Below are 17,876 nucleotides of genomic sequence, written 5' to 3'. Positions count from 1 at the left end.
CCGCGGTGTTACTCGTACTGCTCGGTCCTACTGGTGCTACGGGGTGCGTCAGGCCTTGCCGAGGATCCGGTTCAGGTTCGTACCGCACTCGGGGCACTTGGCCTTCGCCATGCGCGTGCCCTTGTCGTTGACCTTGACCTCGCCGTCGGCGGTGCGCTTGGCCTTGCACTTGACGCAGTAGAACTCGCCGCTCCAGGTCTCTGCCATGAGGGCCCTCTCCTTGCTCTGAATTTCAGCCCGGGGTCTGGCCCCGGGCAGTCGTTGGATGCTAACGGCAGACCGTCCTGCCGTAGGCCGTTCGGCCCAGTCGGGATTCACCCTACGGCAGCTTTCCGCACGCTCAAGCGCACGTCGGCGTCCGCGTGCCGCGTCGGCCCGCCTGGGAAAGCCCTTACCGAGACTTTCGGCGGCGCGGAACAGGCTCCCGGTGATCCGCCTCCGGAGCCACTCGGCTTCCCCTCCGAGCAGCCCCGGAGGCGGTCCGGGAGCCTGTTGCAGACGACGCTAGGAGGCCACGGCAGCGGTGGCAAGCCCCGGTTGTCCACCCCTGTGGATAACTCTGTGCGCAACCTGTGGGACGCGCCGCGCGGCACTGTGGACGGGCGGGGGAACACGATGTGAACAACCGGGGTCCCAGGGCTCACGATCTGGCGCCTGACCTGCGAAAACACAAGTCCACAGGCTGTGCGCGGAAGAAAGTTGTCGGATTCGGGGGGTACATTTTTGAGCCATGGCCGACTCCCCACCGCGCCCGATCCCGCCGTACGTCGACATCCGCCGCAGCAAGCGCCGCAAGCGCACGGTCAGCGCGTACCGCGACGGTGAGCGGGTGGTCGTGCTGATGCCCGACCGGCTGTCGGCCGCCGAGGAGGCGCGCTGGGTCGAGACCATGCTGGCGCGGCTCGAGAAGCAGCGCAGCCGATCGCGCGTGTCGGACGAAAAATTGTTGGCCAGAGCACACGAACTCGCGTGTCGTCACCTCCCGGAAGTGCCCGAACCTGCGTCGGTGAGGTGGGTTTCGAACCAAAACAGACGGTGGGGATCGTGCACCCCGGCGGACCGGTCGATCCGTTTGAGCACCCGGCTGCAGTCGATGCCGGCCTGGGTCGTCGACTACGTGCTGGTGCACGAGCTGGCCCATCTGGTCGAGCCGGCGCACAACGCCCACTTCTGGTCCTTGGTCCACCGCTACCCCAAGGCAGAGCGCGCCGAGGGGTATCTGGAGGGGGTCTCGGCCGCCGCCTCGCTCGACTTCGAGGACTTCTGACGCCCTCGGTGCGGACATCCGATCACCGGGTGCGTACGCCGTACGGGAAAGGGAGGGGTGGGGTCTTCCCCAGGGGTTACTAGGGGGCTTCCTGCATGGTCGCGCGGTGTGCCTGCCAGCGAGGCTTTTGTCCCGTAGCCAGCGCCACGCCAGGTGCGCTGGGTGGGGCGCCGGTGGGGGCGCAGAGGGGCAGGGAAGGTATGGCCAGGGGACAGATCACGGTCCGGGCGGCGCGCTGGAGCGCCACCCATCCGTGGCGCGCGATCGCGATGTGCGTGGTCGTGGTAGCCGCGTGTTTCGCGCTCGGCTCGGTGACCGGCACAAAGAAGTCCACCGACGAGGGCAACATCGGCGAGGTGACCCGGGCCGACAACATCGTGAAGTCCGGCAACTTCGACGACCCGGACGTGGAGAGCGTGCTGATCACGGCGCCGTCCGGACAGCTCGACCGGGCCGCGGCGACGAAGGCGGCCGGCACGGTGATCCAGCAGATGCGCGCCCTCGGTGGGGTCGCGGAGGTCGGTCAGCCGATGCCGTCGCCGAAGAACGACGCGGTCATCGTCCGAGTGACGCTGAAGGACGCGCCGCAGGGTGCTGACGACAACGCCCGGGTCCAGCCGCTGCTCGACACCACCGCCAAGGTCCAGCAGCAGTACCCGGACCTCCGGATCGAGGAGGTCGGTGGACTGTCGATCGGCAAGGCCCTGAACGAGACGCTGGGCAAGGACTTCAAGCGGGCCGAGATGTTCAGCCTGCCGGTGACGCTGGCGATCCTGTTGATCGCCTTCGGTGCACTGATCGCCGCCTCGGTACCAGTACTACTCGCGCTGTCCGCCGTCGCAGCCGCCATCGGCCTCTCCGCCGCGGCGTCCCAGCTGGTGCCCGCGGTCGACGCGGTGAACAGCGTGATCCTGCTGATCGGTATGGCGGTCGGCGTCGACTACTCACTGTTCTACTTGCGCCGTGAACGCGAGGAACGCGCCAAGGGCCGCGGTCACGTCGACGCGGTCGAGATCGCCGCGGCGACCTCGGGGCATGCGGTCGTGGTGTCCGGTACGGCGGTGATCATCTCGATGGCCGGCCTGTTCCTGGCCCGGGACGCGGTGTTCTCGTCGTTCGCCGTCGGATCGATCCTCGTCGTCGCGGTGGCCGTCGTCGGCTCGCTGACCGTACTTCCCGCCGTACTCGCGAAGCTCGGTCGTTGGGTGGACCGCCCGCGGATCCCGCTGCTGTGGCGGCTGACCGCCGGCAACCGTCGGCCGCGGTTCTGGCCGACCGTACTGAAGCCCGCTCTGAAGCACCCCGTTGCCACGCTGCTCGTCGCAGTCACCGCACTGCTCGCGGTTGCGTCGCCGGCGCTGGGCATGACGCTGAAGTTCCCCGGTACCGAGGACCTGCCGCGGACGACGTCTGTGATGAAGGCGTACGACCGGTTGACGGCCGCGTTCCCGAGTACGGGCACGAGCCACGAGGTCGCCGTACGGGCGCCTGCGAACGAGCTGCCCGCGGTGAAGGCCGCGCTGGCCGAGCTTCAGCAGAAGACCAAGGGCGACAAGCTGTTCGCGTCGGACGGTCTGGAGGAGCCGCGCTTCTCCAAGGACGGTACGGTCGCGACGCTTGAGGTCGCCACGCCGTACGAGGGTGGTAGCCAGCAGGCCCGTGATTCCTTGGCCAAGCTGCGCAAGGAGCTGATGCCGGAGACGGTCGGGAAGGTGCCCGGGGTCGAGTACGCCGTCGGTGGGTTCGTGGCCGCGGACGTGGACTACGCGGCCCACACCCGGTCCAAGCTGCCGCTCGTGATCGGGTTCGTACTGCTGCTGACGATGATCGTGATGATGGTGACGTTCAGGTCCGTCGTCGTGGCTGTCACCGCGATCGGCCTGAACCTGCTGAGCGCCGGTGCGGCGTACGGAGTCGTCACCGCGGTCTTCCAGAACACCTGGGCCGAAGGCATACTCCACTTCCGCTCCAACGGCGCAGTGGTCAGCTGGCTCCCACTGTTCCTGTTCGTGGTCCTGTTCGGCCTCTCGATGGACTACCACGTCTTCGTAGTAAGCCGGATCCGCGAGGCAGTACTCCGCGGCATCCCAACCCGCCAGGCCGTAGCCGAAGGCATCACCGGCTCAGCAGGAGTGGTGACCAGCGCAGCCGCAGTCATGATCGGCGTCTTCGCAGTCTTCGCCACCCTGAGCACCCTGGACATGAAACAACTGGGCGTAGGCCTGGCGGTCGCAATCCTGATCGACGCCACGATCATCCGCGCCGTAGTCCTCCCCAGCATCATGACCCTCCTAGGCGAAGCAAACTGGTGGACCCCCAAGTGGCTCCGCCCCAAGCCCCCCAAACACGCCACACCCCCACCCACCCCAAACCGCGAACTAACCCCCGTCGGCTAACACATCCCAGCGGCCCACCCGATTCCCGAATCGGGTGGGCCGCTGTCGTTGCACGATGGACCCATGGCAGACCGAGCTGCGGTTCTGGAGAAGCTCGCGGACGAAGTGCTCTCCATCGAACGCGACCATCCAGTACGTGTCGCCGTGGACGGCTGCTCCGCTGCAGGCAAGACGACACTGGCAGACGAGCTGGCCGACGTACTGCGACTACGCACCGATCGGGAGCTCATCCGCGCCGAAATCGACCACTTCAAGCGAGCCCCGGAGCTGCGGACTCGGTATCCGCTCGAATCACCCGAGAGTTACTACTTCGAGATGTATGACTGCGACAGCATCCGGGAGCGGTTGTTGGTGCCGTTGGGGTCGGGTGGGGATCGGCGGTATGTGAACGGTCTGCGGGACAGCTCGGCCGCGGAGGTGCTCGACGTACCGGTCCGTACTGCGGCCCCGGCCGCGATCCTGATCGCCGACGGTGCTTTCCTGCAACGTCCAGAACTCAACGACTGCTGGGATCTGAGCATGTATGTACACGTGAGTTTCGAGACCGTACTCCGTCGCGGCACCGACCGCGACGCAGCCTGGATGGACTCACCAGAGGCAGCTGCCCATCGGTACCGCACCCGGTACATCCCGGGGGAACGCCTCTACATCAAGCGGGTCGATCCCGCCGCGCGCGCCCACCTCGTCATCGACAACGAGAACCCAGCCCGCCCGATCCTCACCCGACCATCTGCCGGCTGACCGACACTGAGGATCGTGGACGATTAGCTCGTTGCTCCGATTTCCACACCCAGTGTGAGCGTGCTGTTGGAACACCTCGAAGCACTGGCCGAACTGCTTCGAGCGGCGTGCACTAGCGTCGTCACATGAATCCATTCGGGGCGCCAGGACCGAGCAGAGGTTTGTCAGTGGTGCAGTTGATCGATGCACAGCCGGCGTACGTCTGCGGCCAGTTCGTCATCGGTCCGGGCCCATGGCTGACCAATCTCCTCGTCGATGTACCAGAGGACGCTCAGCGGGTGATCGAAGTTCTCCTCGGCGTAGTTGGTGGCGATGACGAGTCGGGCGACTTCGTTGGCAGCCCAGGTCCACTGAGCGCGGCCGGCGAGGTACGCCGTGGCGATGTCGTCGTACGCAATCTTGAGCGCAGCCTGACCGGATGGCAGCGCGGCGATTCCAGTGTCTGCGAGGGCATCCGGTAGGAGGTCGCGGACCTCGCGGGTGTCCTGGCCGTTGAGGCCAGCCAGTTCCGCCAGCGATGGACCGTCGTATCCCTGGACGATCCAGTTGGCCGCCCACATCGGCACCGCCTCCAGGTGCAGGTTGTCGAGGGTCAGCCAGGCGGCGACGAGCGCGGGTGGCGGTGTTGCATCGTTCGGAAGGACCTGCTCGACCATGGCGCCATTGTGCTGGGGACACGTGCTACCGGCATCCAATTTGTGGAGTGCCGGCCGGGTCAGGTGGTGGAGTGGCGGGCTCGGTGGGCGGCGGCTTTTACTCGGCTTTGGCATTGGGGGGAGTGGAAGCGGCGTTGGCCGTTTTTGGAGGTGTCTACGAAGACTCGGTCGCAGTGGGGAGCCGCGCAGACGCCTAGGCGGCCGGCCAGGTCGCTGCCTACTGCCAGGGCGAGGCCTGCGGCGCAGCCGGCTGCCCAGCCGTTGGCCAGTTGTTCGTCGGGGCCGTGGAAGTGGAGGCTCCACGGACGGTCGCGGCCGCGGTCCAACTGTGGGCGGGCGTTGGTGTCGACCAGGAGCGAGTTGATTTCGGCCGCGGCTGCGTCGAGGTCGCCGGCGTGGGCGGACTCGAAGACGAGTCGCATGCGCTGAGCAAGCTGGACCAGGCGACGCGAGTCCTCCAACGGCGGCCGCGCGCTCGGCGGGTAGCCGATCGCGGTCAGCGCATCAGCGACCGCGGACGTGACCGATTCCGGATCGTCGGCCGGTGCGGAGTACGGCGTACCGCCCGAGTAGCCCGGCGTCAGGCGGTTGACGTACTCGACCGACGCCGCCAGCACGCTGCGGGCATGACTATCAAAAGACACTTGACCAGTCATGCGATCCCTCCGTAGGCTCGAGCTTGCGTGACCGATCATAGCCACTTAGACAGTCATGGGGTTCTTGGATGAGCGTTGTTGTCGCGACCAGAGGGCTCTCGCGGACCGTCTGGATCCTGATCGTCGCGCGGGCGGTCAACAAGATCGGGGCGTTCACGCTGCCCTTCCTCGGGGTGGTGCTGACCGTCGAATTCCGGGCGTCGCTGAGTCAGACCGGGCTCATCCTGGCGATCTTCGGCGCGGCGACCATCCCGTCGAGGCTGCTCGGCGGTCAGTTGGCGGATCGGCTCGGGCGTCGCCGGACGATCGTCCTGGGGCTGGTGGGGTGTGCGGTCTCGCAGTTGTGGATCGCGCTCAGCCACGCGCTGTGGTCCGCGGTACTCGCGACCGTCCTGCTGGGCCTGGCGTTCGAGATCTACGAGCCGCCGAGCCAGGCGATGATCGCCGACGTCACCGCACCGGAGGATCGCCCCGCCGCCTACGGCCTCTACAGCGCTGCCCTCGCCGCGGCCGGCGTCCTCGCCGGACTACTGGCGGCGGCAATCAGCCACTGGGACCTCCGCTGGCTCTTCGTCGCCGACGCGCTCACCTGCCTCTCCTGCGCCACGCTGGTCGCGCTGGCGTTACCAGCTGATGTACGCCGGGACACTCGCACCGGCGTACGACGCGAGCCGCCGGTCAGCGTCCTGCGTCGTACGCAGGCGGAGGGACGCGGCCACATGGAGGCGGAGGGCCGGGTCTACGGGGAGTTGGAGAGGCGCGGCCACACGGAGGCAGAGGGGCGGGTCCACGCGGAGCTGGAGGGGCGCGGCGAGGCGGAGGGGCGTGGCGATGCGGGGCTGGAGGTGGAGGGTGGGCTTGGGAATGGGGGATCTGCATGGCGGGATCGGCGGTTGTTGTTGTTGCTGGCAAGTGGAACCGTCTTCGCGACGATCTACATGCAGCTCGTCATCGGTATTCCGCTGACGCTGCTCGAGCAGGGCATCCCCAAGTCCGGTACGGGCGTGATTCTCGCGGTCTCGGCACTGGTTCTGATCGTCGCCCAGCGGCTCCTGCGCGTCCAGAAACTCGACGACTTCCGATCGATCGCGATCGGCTACGTACTACTGGCAACCGGTCTGATCGCCAGCGCCTTCGCCCACACGCTCCTCGTCTTCCTCCTGGCCGCCGTCCTCTGGAGCCTCGGGGACCTCTTCCTGCTGACCCGTTACCTCACCCAAGCCTCCGGACTCGCCCCGGACAACGCGCGCGGGCGCTACCTCGCGATCTTCGGCCTGAGCTGGGGTATCGCGACCACGATCGCACCCATCACCGTCACCCAGCTCCTCAAAACGTCCGGTCCGACAGGACTCTGGCTCACGAGCGCCGCGGTCGCCGCCGTGCTCGCCGCACTCCAACCGTGGGTCAGACGGCAGTTGCGTCCCGGTGCCGAGTGACGAATGCTGGGGAGCTCGATCGGATCGGAGTACAGGTGACCGACGCATCGCCAAAGCCCGGCGGCCTGGACCTGCAGGCCGTCGTCAAGGAGTTGACGGAGATCGGCAAGGCCGAAAAGTACCTGGACGGCGGTCCCGGTGAGGCCCGTGCTCGCGAGCTTGGCCGCCAACTGCACGCACACGGCGGGATCGCGTCGATGCGTGCGGCGATAGCTGAGGTCGCCTCCCGGCTGCCGGATCCCGTTGTCGCCGACGAACTCGAGTACGCCTGGGACGGCACCGGCTCCTGGCTGGCCTGAAGCCACTGCCCTCCGACCCGCCCGGCGACGACAGCAGTGGTACGGCCCCGCCGGCTGTGATCGTGACGACCGGGCGTCAGCTGCGCGGCTCCAGCCTGACCGTCAGACCTTTGGCAACCGGGGTGTTGCTGCCCTTCGCCAGGTCATCGGCCGACATCAGCACGTTGGTCTCCGGGTAGTACGCCGCCACGCACCCGCGGGCCGTCGGATAGGACACCAGCTGGAAGTGCGACGCCCGCCGCTCGACCCCCTCGAACTCGCTCACGATGTCGACGTACTGACCGTCCTGCAGCCCGAGGTCCGCCAGATCGTCCGGATGCACGAACACGACCTCGCGCGTCCCGTGCACCCCGCGGTACCGATCCTCGAGCCCATAGATCGTCGTGTTGAACTGATCGTGGCTCCGCAACGTCTGCAGCAACAACCGCCCAGGTGCCGTCGGCAACCAAGTCAGATCGTTGGCGGTGAACTGCGCGCGCGCATCCGACGTCTTGAACTCACGCTTGTCCCGGGCCGCGTGCGCGAGCAGGAACCCACCCTCGTTGGCCCGTAGCCGTTCCTCGAAGTCCTCGTACCCGTCGGCCACCCGCCCGATCCGCTGCCGGATCAGGCTGTAGTCGTCGGCGAAGTCCGCCCACGGGATCTGCCCGACGTCCGGTACGACGTGCTGCGCGAGCCCGCAAATGATCCCGATCTCGCTCTTCATCTCCGGTGCCGGCGGGGTCAGGTTGCCGGTGGACAGGTGTACGGCGCCTTGCGAGTCCTCGACCGTGACCGACTGCGGCCCCGCCGGGGTGTGGTCGTGGTCGGTGCGCCCGAGCGTCGGCAGGATCAGCGCCTCCCGGCCGGTCACGGTGTGGGACCGGTTGAGCTTGGTCGACACGTGGACGGTCAAGTCGCACTCCCGTAGCCCGCGGTGTACGACCTCTGTGTCGGGAGTGGCCATCGCGAAGTTGCCGCCCATCGCGAAGAACACGCGCACGGCACCGTCCCGCAGCCTCTTCACGGTCGCGGCCGCGTCGATCCCGTGCTCCCGCGGCGACGTGAACGAGAACTCGCGGTCCAGTTTGTCCAGGAAGGCGTCCGGCATCTTCTCCCAGATGCCCATGCTCCGGTCGCCCTGCACGTTGGAGTGCCCGCGCACTGGGCAGGGGCCGGCGCCCGGCTTGCCGATGTTGCCCTGGAGCAGCAGCACATTGACGATCTCCCTGATCGTCGCGACCGCGTCCCGGTGCTGCGTCAGGCCCATCGCCCAGCAGATCACGGTCGCCTTGGACTTGATGAACCGCTGCGCCAGCTCCTCGATCTCGGCCCGCCGCAACCCGGTCGCCTGTTCGACGGCCGCCCAGTCCAGCTCGGCGTTGTGCTTGGAGTAGAGCTCGAAGCCGCTGGTGTGCGATTCGATGAACGACTTGTCCAGGACCGTGCCCGGGGCGGCGGCCTCGGCCTCCAGCAGCAAGTGGCCGAGGGCCAGGAACAGCGCCTGATCGCCACCGATCCGGATCTGCAGGTGCTGGTCGGCGAGCTCGGTGCCCTTGCCGACCCAGCCGCGCGGGCGTTGCGGGTTCATGAACCGCTTCAGGCCGGGCTCGGGCAACGGGTTCACCGAGACGATCGAGCCGCCGTTGCGTTTGGCGATCTCCAGATGGCTGAGCATCCGCGGCGCGTTCGTGCCCGGATTCTGCCCGACGACGACGATCAGCTCGGACTCCTCGAGCATCTCCAGCGTGACCGCGCCCTTCCCGCTGCCGATCACCTTGGACAGCGCCGTACCAGAAGATTCGTGGCACATGTTGGAGCAGTCGGGCAGGTTGTTCGTCCCGTAAGCGCGGGCGAACAGCTGGTACAGGAAAGCGGCCTCGTTGCTGGTCCGGCCCGAGGTGTAGAAGACGGCGTCGTTGGGGTCGACCAGCGCCTTCAGGTGCCGGGCGACGACCTGGAAGGCCTCGTCCCAGCCGACCGGCTCGTAGTGGGTGGCGCCGGCCCGGAGCAGCATCGGCTCGGTGATCCGGCCGAGCTTGCCCAGCTCGAACTCGCTGATCCGATCCATTTCCGCGACCGAGTGCTCGGCGAAGAACGCCCGCGGGACCCGCTTCCGGGTGGCCTCCCAGGCGACGGCCTTGGCGCCGTTCTCGCAGAACTCGGCGGCGTGCTTGCGCTTGTGGTCGGGGTCCGGCCACGCACACGACGGGCAGTCGAACCCGCCGTCCTGGTTCATCTTCTGGAAGACCTTGCCGGTCCGCAGCGGGCCCATCTCGTGCAAGCCGAACTTGAACGACGACAGCACCGCGGGCACCCCGGCGGCCTTCTTCTGCGGCTGCTCGATATCGACCATGTTTCAACAATAGGCCTGGCTATCCCCAAGCGCTGCCCTGATAGCCGGAGTTGTGGATAACTGGCTTCCGGACCCATCGATGACCGCGTGGATATGTGGCCGCATCCCATACCGCAGCCGCCTCGGGATTCCTACAGTCGTCCGCCATGGAGACCCGTCGAGCCCTCGTCACCGGTGCAGCGTCCGGTATCGGCGCCGCCTGCGCCCAGCGCCTGGCCGCGGACGGCGTCCACGTGGTGGCCGTCGACCTCGACCAGGTTGGTCTCGACGCTCTGGAGGGTGTCGAGACGGTCGTAGCCGACCTGTCCGACCTCGAGAGCCTGCAGCAACTCCCCGCAGACGTGGACATCTTGGTGAACAACGCAGGCGTCCAGCAGGTCGCACCGGTCGAGCAGTTCCCGCCGGAGCGGTTCAGCTATCTCATCCGGCTCATGCTGGAGGCCCCGTTCCGGCTGATCCGCCAGACGCTGCCACACATGTACGGCGCAGGCTGGGGCCGCGTGGTGAACATCAGCTCGGTCCACGGACTCAGGGCGAGTCCCTTCAAGGCGGCGTACGTCGCTGCGAAGCACGGGCTGGAGGGACTCAGCAAGGTTGTCGCACTGGAGGGTGCGGCGCACGGAGTGACCAGCAACTGCGTGAACCCGGCGTACGTCCGTACGCCGCTCGTCACCGCGCAGCTGGCGGACCAGGCCGCAACCCACGGCCTGTCCGAGTCGGAGGTGCTGGACAAGGTCCTGCTCGAGCCGGTCGCGGTGAAGCGGCTGATCGAGCCGGCCGAAGTGGCGGAACTCGTGACCGTACTGTGCGGCCCCGCGTCCGCCTCCATCACGGGGAGCTCGTTCGTACTCGACGGCGGCTGGACCGCCCACTAAACACAGGAGCCCGCCATGACGGCAGCAACACAACCAGTCCAGACACGTACGTCGATCGTCCGGGTGGTCGGCGCGAGCCTCGTCGGTACGACGGTCGAGTGGTACGACTTCTTCTTGTACGGGGTCGCCGCATCGGTGGTGTTCGGCGACCTGTTCTTCCCGAAGGGCGAGCAGCTCACGGGGACGCTGCTGAGCTTCGCCACCTTCGCGGTCGGCTTCTTCGCCCGTCCTGTCGGCGGTGTGGTGTTCGGGCACTTCGGGGACCGCCTGGGCCGCAAGCAGCTGCTCGTGCTGTCGCTGCTGATGATGGGACTCGCTACGTTCGCCATCGGCCTACTCCCGACGTACGCGCAGGTCGGTGCGCTCGCTCCGGTCCTGCTGACAGTACTGCGGCTCATCCAGGGTTTCGCACTAGGTGGGGAGTGGGGTGGGGCAGTTCTGATCGTGTCGGAGCATGGTGATCCGGCACGGCGTGGTTTCTGGGCGTCCTGGCCGCAGGCGGGTGCTCCAGCGGGTCAGCTGATTGCCAACGGCGTACTGGCCGGGCTGGCCGCGTTCCAGTCGGACGCTGACTTCAACCGGTGGGGCTGGCGCATCCCGTTCCTCCTGTCCGCAGTGCTTGTCCTGGTGGGTCTGTGGGTGCGGCTGCGGATCGAGGAGTCGCCTGTGTTCAAGCAGGCTCAAGTTCGAGCGCAGGAAGAGCCGGCTGACAGGCTGCCGTTGGTGGAGGTGCTCACGCGGTACCCGCGCGAGGTCCTGACAGCGATGGGCGCACGCATGGCGGAGAACGTCAGCTACTACATCTTCACGATCGTGATCGCGACGTACACCAAGGAACACCTGCACATGGGCAAGTCCTTCGCGTTGAACGCGGTACTGATCGGTGCGGCCGTGCACTTCTTCGCGATCCCGCTGTGGGGAGCGCTGTCGGACCGTATCGGTCGCCGGCCCGTGTACCTGATCGGTGCGATCGGCGTCGGGGTCTGGGGCTTCGTCTTCATCACGCTGGTGAACACCAAGAACTTCGGTCTCGCGGCTCTTGCGGTCACGGTCGGCCTGGTGTTGCACGGTGCGATGTACGGACCGCAGGCGTCGTTCTTCACCGAGCTGTTCGGGACACGAGTGCGGTACTCCGGCGTCTCGGTGGGGTACCAGCTCGCCTCGATCATCGCGGGCGGTCTTGCCCCGTTCATCGCAGTCGCCCTGCTCAAGGCGTACGACTCCGGGTACGCGATCGCCGTCTACGTCGCGGTCTGCGCGGTCATCTCGATCGTCGCGGTCACGGCGTATTCCGAAACGCATCGCCGGGACCTCACTACGCTGTAGGCCATGGAGGAGCTGCTGCGCCTGCTGGCGGAGGATGCGCCCGGGAGCGAGCTGGCCCGCGCGGCGGGCGAGGACGCGGTGGCACGCGACCTCGCCCTGCGCATCCGGGCCGGCATGGACGCCAGCAAGAAGCGTGAGGCCGAGCTGTCCGCACTGGTCGACGTAGCACGCGAGCTGGCATCCGCCCGCGACCCGGGCGGCGTACTGCAAACCATCGTGCACCGTGCTCGCACTCTGGTCGGGACGGACGTCGCCTACCTGACCCTGTACGACGAGACACGTGGTGACACGTACATGCGGGCCACCGATGGCTCCGTGTCCGCGGCCTTCCAGCAGCTGCGACTGCCGCTGGGCGCGGGGCTCGGGGGACTGGTCGCAGAAACGTACAAGCCGTACTGGACCGCGGACTATCCGTCTGACCGTCGCTTCAAGCACACCCTGCCGATCGACGACGCCGTTGGTGAGGAGGGATTAGTAGCCATCTGCGGTACGCCGCTTGTGGTGGACGGGGCATTCGTCGGCGTGCTGTTCGCGTCCAACCGGACTCGTAGGCCGTTCAGCCATGACGAGGTGTCACTACTAGGTTCACTTGCCACGCTGGCTGCTGTGACACTGGTACAGGTGCGGGCCGCCGCAGAGACGGCTGCAGCGCTGGATCAGCTGTCTGCAGCACATGCTGGAGTGGAGCACGCAGCTGCCGCGCATGACCGCTTCGCTGAGATCGTCTTGTCCGGTGGGGATGTCGACGCCATCGCGGCCGCCCTTGCCGAGCTCCTGAACGTGTGGGTCGTACTGGTTGATGCCAACGGCAACGAGCTCGCCAACGCGGGTCGTGTTCCTGGTGCGTCGGTCCCGTGGCAGGAGTCGGTGTCTGGTCGTTTGACTCGCACTGAGGATTGCTGGGTCGTCGCAGCGACGGCCAAGGGCGAGCGGCTTGGAGCCCTGGTCATTGGCGGCGCCGACGACCTGTCCGGTGCTGATCAGCGCATCGTGGAGCGTGCAGCTGTTGTCACGGCGCTGGTGCTGCTCTTCCGTCGACAGGCCGCTGAGCAATCTCAACGTGCACAGGCGGATCTACTGGCCGACGTACTCAGTGGAAGCGCTGACCCGCGCACCCTGACCGATCGACTCCGTTTGCTTGCACCACAGCACCGCCACGACCCTCTCGTCGTCGCAGTGTGCCGCGGTGATCACTCCGGCGTACGTGCGCGACTGTCTGCTCCGCTGGAGGAGCGGCTGGTCTTATCTGGTCCGTACGGCGGCGACCTGGTGCTGCTGTTCGCCCGTACGAAGGCCGTGTCGGCTGCACGGGACCTGTCCGAGTTGGCGAAGCGTACTGGTGTCACCGTCGCAGTGACGGGCCCTGCCGCCTGGGGCCAGCCACTGGTCGAGGCGCACCGCCAGGCGGCGCGCCTGGTCACCAGGATGATCCGGCTGGGGCGTACGAACGAGGCGGCGACTCCTGACGACCTGGGCGTCGCAGGACTCGTCGGAGCGTCCGAGGTCGACGTACACACCCACGTGCAGCACGTACTCGGCCAGGTCCTCGACTACGACACCCAACGCGGCACCGACCTCATCGGCACCCTGCACGCCTACTTCGCCGCCGGCCAAAGCCCGACCCGCGCCGCCACGTCCCTCCACATCCACCCCAACACCGTCCAACAACGCCTCGACCGAATCACCGCCCTCCTCGGCAACGGCTGGCAGTCCCCGTCCCGCGCCCTCGACATCCAGGTAGCCCTCCGCCTCCACTCCGCCCTCGGCTGAGCCCTGTCGTCCGTTCAGCCGACGGCAGGTCGGCCGAACGACAGGCTCTGTCATCCGTTCACCCGCTGTGACGGATTCGCGGTGGACATCACTCTTTAGGCAGCTTCATCGCGGGTTGCGGTGACAGAGAGTGGTGGCGGGGGGGTGTCGGATGTCGAGGGGACGCATCATCACGGTCTTCGCAGCCAAGGGCGGCTGCGGGAAGACGACGGTGGCCACGAACCTGGCCGCGACCCTGTGTGCTCTCGGCACCCGGCACGTCTGTCTGGTCGATCTGGACCTGCAGTTCGGTGACGTCGCGTGTGCGCTCGGACTCCGCGCCGAACGCGGTCTCTGCGATGCGGTCCGCTGGTCCGGCGCCCTGACCGCCGAGCAGCTGCCGGAACTGATGACCTCGTTCCGTCCGAACCTCGACTGCCTGCTGGCACCGACCGGGCCGGGAGCCGCCGCACAGGTGCCGCAGGCCCTGATCGAGGAACTCCTGCAGGTGCTGCCGGACGCGTACGACTACGTGGTCGTCGATACCCCGGCACAGTTCGACGCCTCGGTACTCGCGGCGCTCGACGCGGCCGACCACCAAGTGCTGGTCGCAACGCCGGAGCGCCCCTCGCTGAAGAACCTGCGACTCACGCTCGACGTACTCGACGTGCTGTACGACGCGAGCGCGCGCTCGGTCGTCGTCAACCGATCGGACAGCCGGACCGGCCTCACCGCGGCCGACGTCGACCAGTTGCTCCGCAGCCCGATCACGATCCAGCTGCCGAACTGGACCGACGTACCCGCCTCGATCAACCGCGGCGAACCGATCGTCGTCGGCTACCCGGACCACCCCGTCAGCCAGGCCATCCGCGAACTCGCGGGCTCGTTGGCCGCGAGCGACGGGAGGTGCAGCCGCGACCCGCCCTCCGCGTAGCACCACTTCACAACCATCAAACCCTTTGTACAGAAAGAGAAAACACCATGCTCAACCGAATCCACGAAGCCCGGCGCAATCAGTCCGGCTTCACCCTGATCGAACTCCTGATGGTCATCGTCATCCTCGGCATCCTGTCGGGGATCGTCGTCTTTGCCGTCAAGGGCATCCAAGACCGTGGTGACCTGGCCGCCTGCAAGTCCGAGGTCAAGACCATCGCGGTCGCCGAAGAAGCCAACTACGCACAGAAGGGCGCCTACGCCGACCTGGGCGGCCTGGTCACCAACGGGTTCCTGCGCCCAGGCACGCCGAAGTATGTAGCGAGTGCCGACGGGACGACTGGCGCCTTGACGATGGCCGCGGCGGGCGTGCCGACTGGCTGCGCTGCCGGCTGATCCACCTGACCCCGGTGGGGAGGGGGGACCCCAAGCGCCCCTCTCCACCGGTTTCCATTGACCTTCTCCTGGAGACGACCATGATCAGTCTTGCTCGTGGCAGCCGGGTCGACCTGCTGCTCGAAGAGTTGTGGAACGCGGGCGGCACCGACCTCCTGCTGACCGCGGGCATGCCGCCGCAGATCCGTGTGCACGGCCGGCTGTACTCGGTCCACGGCCTGGACCCCCTGACCCGCAACGACACCGACGCCCTGCTCGCCGAGGTACTCACCCCCGAACAGGCGACCGACTGGAACACCAAGCACGAACACGACTTTTCGTTCTCGTGGCGCGACGAGGCCCGGATTCGCGGCAACGCGTTCACGCAGCGCGGTGACACCGCCGTGGCGCTCCGGATGATCCCGCGCGAGATCCCGACGATGGAGGAGCTCGGCCTGCCGCCCGTGCTGTACGACTTCGCTCGCAAGCACCAGGGCCTGGTTCTGGTCACCGGCCCGACCGGCTCCGGCAAGTCGACCACGCTGGCCGCGATGATCGGCAAGATCAACACGGACCGCGCCTGCCACATCATCACCGTCGAGGACCCGATCGAGTACGTCCACGACCACAAGCTGTCCGCGGTGAACCAGCGCGAGGTAGGCAGCGACACGGCAAGCTTCCCGGACGCCCTGCGCTCCGCACTGCGCGAGGATCCCGACGTACTGCTCGTCGGTGAGATGCGCGACCTGGAGTCCATCCGCTTCGCGCTCACGATCGCCGAGACCGGCCACCTGGTGTTCGCGACCCTGCACACCAACGACACTGCGCAGTCCCTCGGCCGCATCATCGACGTCTTCCCCGGTGAGCAGCAGGCACAGGTCCGGGTCCAGTTGGCCGCGGCCCTCACCGGTGTCGTGTACCAACGGCTGGTCCCAAGGATCGGCGGCGGCCTCGTCGCGGCGTACGAGGTGATGGTCGCCGACGCCGCGGTACGCAACCTGATCAAGGAAGGCAAGACGCATCAGCTGCGCAACTCGGTCGTCACCGGCCAGCGTGACGGCATGCAGACGCTCGAGCAGTCGCTCTCGACGCTGGTACAGAACGGCATCGTCTCGTACGACGATGCGGTCGCGCGCAGCCTCTACCCGAAGGACGTCGAGGCACGTCCGCGCCTGCACGCGGGGGTGACGGCATGAAGCTCCGCAAGCCCACCCAGCCCGAACCGCGGCACGCCGCGCCGGCGCCGCGCGCCGAGGTACTCCCGGCCGCGACCGAACAGGACCTGCACATCGAGCGGACCAGGACCCGTCAGCTCGCCGAGCAGCACAACCTCCAGCTGGTCGATCTGCGCACAGTCAGCCCCGACCCGACCGCGGCCGCCCTGCTCGACGAACGCACTGCTCGCTCCCTGGTCGCCGTACCGCTGGAGGTCCACGACGACGTCGTCACGGCCGCGGTCGCCGACCCGACCGTGCACCAGGAACTACAGGCAGCCCTCGGCCGCCGCGTGATCGTCAAGCTGGCCGCGCCGACCGATGTGCTGCACGCGATCGGTACGGCGTACCGCGCGCTCACCGGGATCGACGACCGGGTCAAGGTCTTCGAGGCCCGCGACGCGGTCCGCAAGGACTTCCGTGACGACGCCCCTGGTGCCAGCGACGACGCCCCGGTGGTCCAGGTCGTCCAGCTCGTCATCACCCAGGCGCTGCGCGACCGTGCCTCGGACGTACACATCGAGCCGCACGGCGACCGCGTCCGGGTCCGGTACCGCATTGACGGCGCGCTGCACGACGTACTCGAACTGCCCGGGTCGATCGGCCCTGCGGTGGTCAGCCGGATCAAGATCCTCGCCGATCTGAACATCGTCGAGCGCCGGCGCCCGCAGGACGGGCAGATCAGCATGGACGTCGAGGGCCGACCGGTCGACATCCGGGTCTCGACGACCTCGGTGGTCGGCGGCGAGAAGGTCGTGCTGCGACTGCTGGACAAGAGCCGGCCGCTGTACCGCCTGGAGCAGCTCGGGATGCCGGATGACATGGCTTCGACGTATTCGGGTCTGCTGCGGGCGCCGTACGGCATGGTCATCTGCGCCGGGCCGACCGGCAGCGGCAAGACCACCACGCTGTACGGGTCGCTGGGCGAGATCAACAGTCCCGAGCGGAACATCATGACGATCGAGGACCCGGTGGAGTACACGTTCGACTCGATCAACCAGATCCAGATCAACGAAGCGGCCGGCATCACGTTCGCCGGTGGGCTGCGGTCGATCCTGCGGCAGGACCCCGATGTGATCCTGGTGGGTGAGGTCCGCGATGTGGAGACCGCGCGGATCGCCGTACAGTCCGCCCTCACCGGGCACTTCGTACTGTCCTCCCTGCACGCAACGGACGCCGCGACTGCGCTGCATCGCCTGCTGGACATGGGCATCGAGACGTTCCTCATCGCGTCCTCCGTGACCGCGGTGGTTTCACAGCGCTTGGTACGGCGGATCTGCACGAACTGCCGCGAGTACTACCAACCGAAGTCCGAAGAGCTGGCCTTCCTTGCCAGCGCCGGTGGAGCCCTGCCGTCCGACGGCTTCGTCCGCGGCGCGGGCTGCAACTTCTGCGCTCACACGGGATACCTGGAAAGGACCGGGGTGTACGAGCTGATGCCGGTGTCGGACGCGATCCGCGAGCTGATCGTGGACCGCGCCTCCCACGACGAGATCCGCAAGGCTGCCCGCTACGAGGGGATGCGCACGCTGACCGAGGAGGGCGTCCGGCTGGTCGGCCATGGTATTACCACCATCGGTGAGGTCATGCGGTCCATTTACATGGTCGGGAGCTGACC

The 17,876-nt window shown here is 67.4% G+C and carries 16 protein-coding genes; 12 read left to right on the top strand and 4 right to left on the bottom strand.

The genetic code is table 11. The features are described from left to right. Nucleotides 1–48: 48 nt before the first annotated feature. Nucleotides 49–207: a DUF5679 domain-containing protein gene (locus FB475_RS36655; RefSeq protein ID WP_012922897.1), complete on the bottom strand. Its 159-nt coding sequence runs from the start codon at nt 205–207 to the stop codon at nt 49–51. Between the two features lie 523 nt (nt 208–730). On the opposite strand from FB475_RS36655, the gene FB475_RS06515 reads away from it, so the two are divergent. The 3 genes from FB475_RS06515 (at nt 731) to FB475_RS06505 (ending at nt 4,404) form a co-directional block, all read left to right on the top strand. Beyond that, on the top strand, nt 731–1,267 hold the full coding sequence (locus tag FB475_RS06515) for a M48 family metallopeptidase (protein ID WP_141853470.1): 537 nt from the start codon (nt 731–733) through the stop codon (nt 1,265–1,267). Nucleotides 1,268–1,467: 200 nt separating this feature from the next. After that, complete coding sequence (locus FB475_RS06510; protein WP_141853468.1) at nt 1,468–3,663, top strand: MMPL family transporter; 2,196 nt, start codon at nt 1,468–1,470, stop codon at nt 3,661–3,663. Nucleotides 3,664–3,726: 63 nt separating this feature from the next. Further along, nucleotides 3,727–4,404, top strand: a complete 678-nt coding sequence (locus FB475_RS06505; RefSeq protein ID WP_141853466.1) for a nucleoside/nucleotide kinase family protein — start codon at nt 3,727–3,729, stop codon at nt 4,402–4,404. 164 nt (nt 4,405–4,568) lie between these two features. Here FB475_RS06505 and FB475_RS06500 read toward each other — a convergent pair whose 3' ends face one another. After that, the gene (locus tag FB475_RS06500) at nt 4,569–5,060 is read right to left on the bottom strand and encodes a hypothetical protein (protein WP_141853464.1); all 492 of its coding nucleotides are present in this window, start codon (nt 5,058–5,060) and stop codon (nt 4,569–4,571) included. Between the two features lie 59 nt (nt 5,061–5,119). Continuing rightward, nucleotides 5,120–5,716, bottom strand: a complete 597-nt coding sequence (locus tag FB475_RS06495) for a CGNR zinc finger domain-containing protein (RefSeq protein WP_141853462.1) — start codon at nt 5,714–5,716, stop codon at nt 5,120–5,122. A gap of 68 nt (nt 5,717–5,784) precedes the next feature. Here FB475_RS06495 and FB475_RS06490 point away from each other — a divergent pair, with 68 nt between their 5' ends. After that, complete coding sequence (locus tag FB475_RS06490; protein WP_141853460.1) at nt 5,785–7,152, top strand: MFS transporter; 1,368 nt, start codon at nt 5,785–5,787, stop codon at nt 7,150–7,152. 35 nt (nt 7,153–7,187) lie between these two features. After that, nucleotides 7,188–7,451: a hypothetical protein gene (locus FB475_RS06485; RefSeq protein WP_141853458.1), complete on the top strand. Its 264-nt coding sequence runs from the start codon at nt 7,188–7,190 to the stop codon at nt 7,449–7,451. Between the two features lie 76 nt (nt 7,452–7,527). Here FB475_RS06485 and FB475_RS06480 read toward each other — a convergent pair whose 3' ends face one another. Then, a complete protein-coding gene (locus tag FB475_RS06480; protein WP_141853456.1) occupies nt 7,528–9,786 on the bottom strand; it encodes an FdhF/YdeP family oxidoreductase in 2,259 nt (752 codons plus the stop codon). Nucleotides 9,787–9,932: 146 nt separating this feature from the next. Between FB475_RS06480 and FB475_RS06475 the strand changes: the two genes are divergently transcribed. From FB475_RS06475 to FB475_RS06445, 7 genes are all read left to right on the top strand, one after another. After that, on the top strand, nt 9,933–10,661 hold the full coding sequence (locus FB475_RS06475) for a 3-hydroxybutyrate dehydrogenase (RefSeq protein WP_141853454.1): 729 nt from the start codon (nt 9,933–9,935) through the stop codon (nt 10,659–10,661). A 15-nt stretch (nt 10,662–10,676) separates the two neighbouring features. Continuing rightward, nucleotides 10,677–11,987 (top strand): MFS transporter, encoded by a 1,311-nt coding sequence (locus tag FB475_RS06470; protein WP_141853452.1) that lies wholly within the window; start codon nt 10,677–10,679, stop codon nt 11,985–11,987. A gap of 3 nt (nt 11,988–11,990) precedes the next feature. Beyond that, nucleotides 11,991–13,757, top strand: a complete 1,767-nt coding sequence (locus FB475_RS06465; RefSeq protein ID WP_141853449.1) for a helix-turn-helix domain-containing protein — start codon at nt 11,991–11,993, stop codon at nt 13,755–13,757. 151 nt (nt 13,758–13,908) lie between these two features. Next, a complete protein-coding gene (locus FB475_RS06460; protein WP_141853447.1) occupies nt 13,909–14,670 on the top strand; it encodes a CpaE/TadZ family protein in 762 nt (253 codons plus the stop codon). A gap of 47 nt (nt 14,671–14,717) precedes the next feature. Further along, nucleotides 14,718–15,065, top strand: coding sequence for a type IV pilin protein (locus FB475_RS06455; protein WP_141853445.1), 348 nt, complete (start codon nt 14,718–14,720; stop codon nt 15,063–15,065). An 80-nt stretch (nt 15,066–15,145) separates the two neighbouring features. Then, entirely contained in the window at nt 15,146–16,240 is a 1,095-nt protein-coding gene (locus tag FB475_RS06450; RefSeq protein WP_141853443.1) for a type IV pilus twitching motility protein PilT, read from the top strand. Continuing rightward, nucleotides 16,237–17,874 (top strand): GspE/PulE family protein, encoded by a 1,638-nt coding sequence (locus tag FB475_RS06445; RefSeq protein ID WP_141853441.1) that lies wholly within the window; start codon nt 16,237–16,239, stop codon nt 17,872–17,874. Before FB475_RS06450 ends, FB475_RS06445 begins: the two co-directional genes overlap by 4 nt. Nucleotides 17,875–17,876 lie beyond the last annotated feature (2 nt).

The organism is Kribbella jejuensis (assembly GCF_006715085.1).
Lineage (GTDB): Bacteria > Actinomycetota > Actinomycetes > Propionibacteriales > Kribbellaceae > Kribbella > Kribbella jejuensis.
This window is presented reverse-complemented; position numbering and strand designations above follow the sequence as displayed.

What these genes read in the sequence shown, in the direction of transcription:
- FB475_RS36655 (WP_012922897.1), bottom strand. Translation starts at nt 207, where the DNA reads ATGGCAGAGACCTGGAGCGGCGAGTTCTACTGCGTCAAGTGCAAGGCC.
- FB475_RS06515 (WP_141853470.1), top strand. Translation starts at nt 731, where the DNA reads ATGGCCGACTCCCCACCGCGCCCGATCCCGCCGTACGTCGACATCCGC.
- FB475_RS06510 (WP_141853468.1), top strand. Translation starts at nt 1,468, where the DNA reads ATGGCCAGGGGACAGATCACGGTCCGGGCGGCGCGCTGGAGCGCCACC.
- FB475_RS06505 (WP_141853466.1), top strand. Translation starts at nt 3,727, where the DNA reads ATGGCAGACCGAGCTGCGGTTCTGGAGAAGCTCGCGGACGAAGTGCTC.
- FB475_RS06500 (WP_141853464.1), bottom strand. Translation starts at nt 5,060, where the DNA reads ATGGTCGAGCAGGTCCTTCCGAACGATGCAACACCGCCACCCGCGCTC.
- FB475_RS06495 (WP_141853462.1), bottom strand. Translation starts at nt 5,716, where the DNA reads ATGACTGGTCAAGTGTCTTTTGATAGTCATGCCCGCAGCGTGCTGGCG.
- FB475_RS06490 (WP_141853460.1), top strand. Translation starts at nt 5,785, where the DNA reads ATGAGCGTTGTTGTCGCGACCAGAGGGCTCTCGCGGACCGTCTGGATC.
- FB475_RS06480 (WP_141853456.1), bottom strand. Translation starts at nt 9,786, where the DNA reads ATGGTCGATATCGAGCAGCCGCAGAAGAAGGCCGCCGGGGTGCCCGCG.
- FB475_RS06475 (WP_141853454.1), top strand. Translation starts at nt 9,933, where the DNA reads ATGGAGACCCGTCGAGCCCTCGTCACCGGTGCAGCGTCCGGTATCGGC.
- FB475_RS06470 (WP_141853452.1), top strand. Translation starts at nt 10,677, where the DNA reads ATGACGGCAGCAACACAACCAGTCCAGACACGTACGTCGATCGTCCGG.
- FB475_RS06465 (WP_141853449.1), top strand. Translation starts at nt 11,991, where the DNA reads ATGGAGGAGCTGCTGCGCCTGCTGGCGGAGGATGCGCCCGGGAGCGAG.
- FB475_RS06460 (WP_141853447.1), top strand. Translation starts at nt 13,909, where the DNA reads ATGTCGAGGGGACGCATCATCACGGTCTTCGCAGCCAAGGGCGGCTGC.
- FB475_RS06455 (WP_141853445.1), top strand. Translation starts at nt 14,718, where the DNA reads ATGCTCAACCGAATCCACGAAGCCCGGCGCAATCAGTCCGGCTTCACC.
- FB475_RS06450 (WP_141853443.1), top strand. Translation starts at nt 15,146, where the DNA reads ATGATCAGTCTTGCTCGTGGCAGCCGGGTCGACCTGCTGCTCGAAGAG.
- FB475_RS06445 (WP_141853441.1), top strand. Translation starts at nt 16,237, where the DNA reads ATGAAGCTCCGCAAGCCCACCCAGCCCGAACCGCGGCACGCCGCGCCG.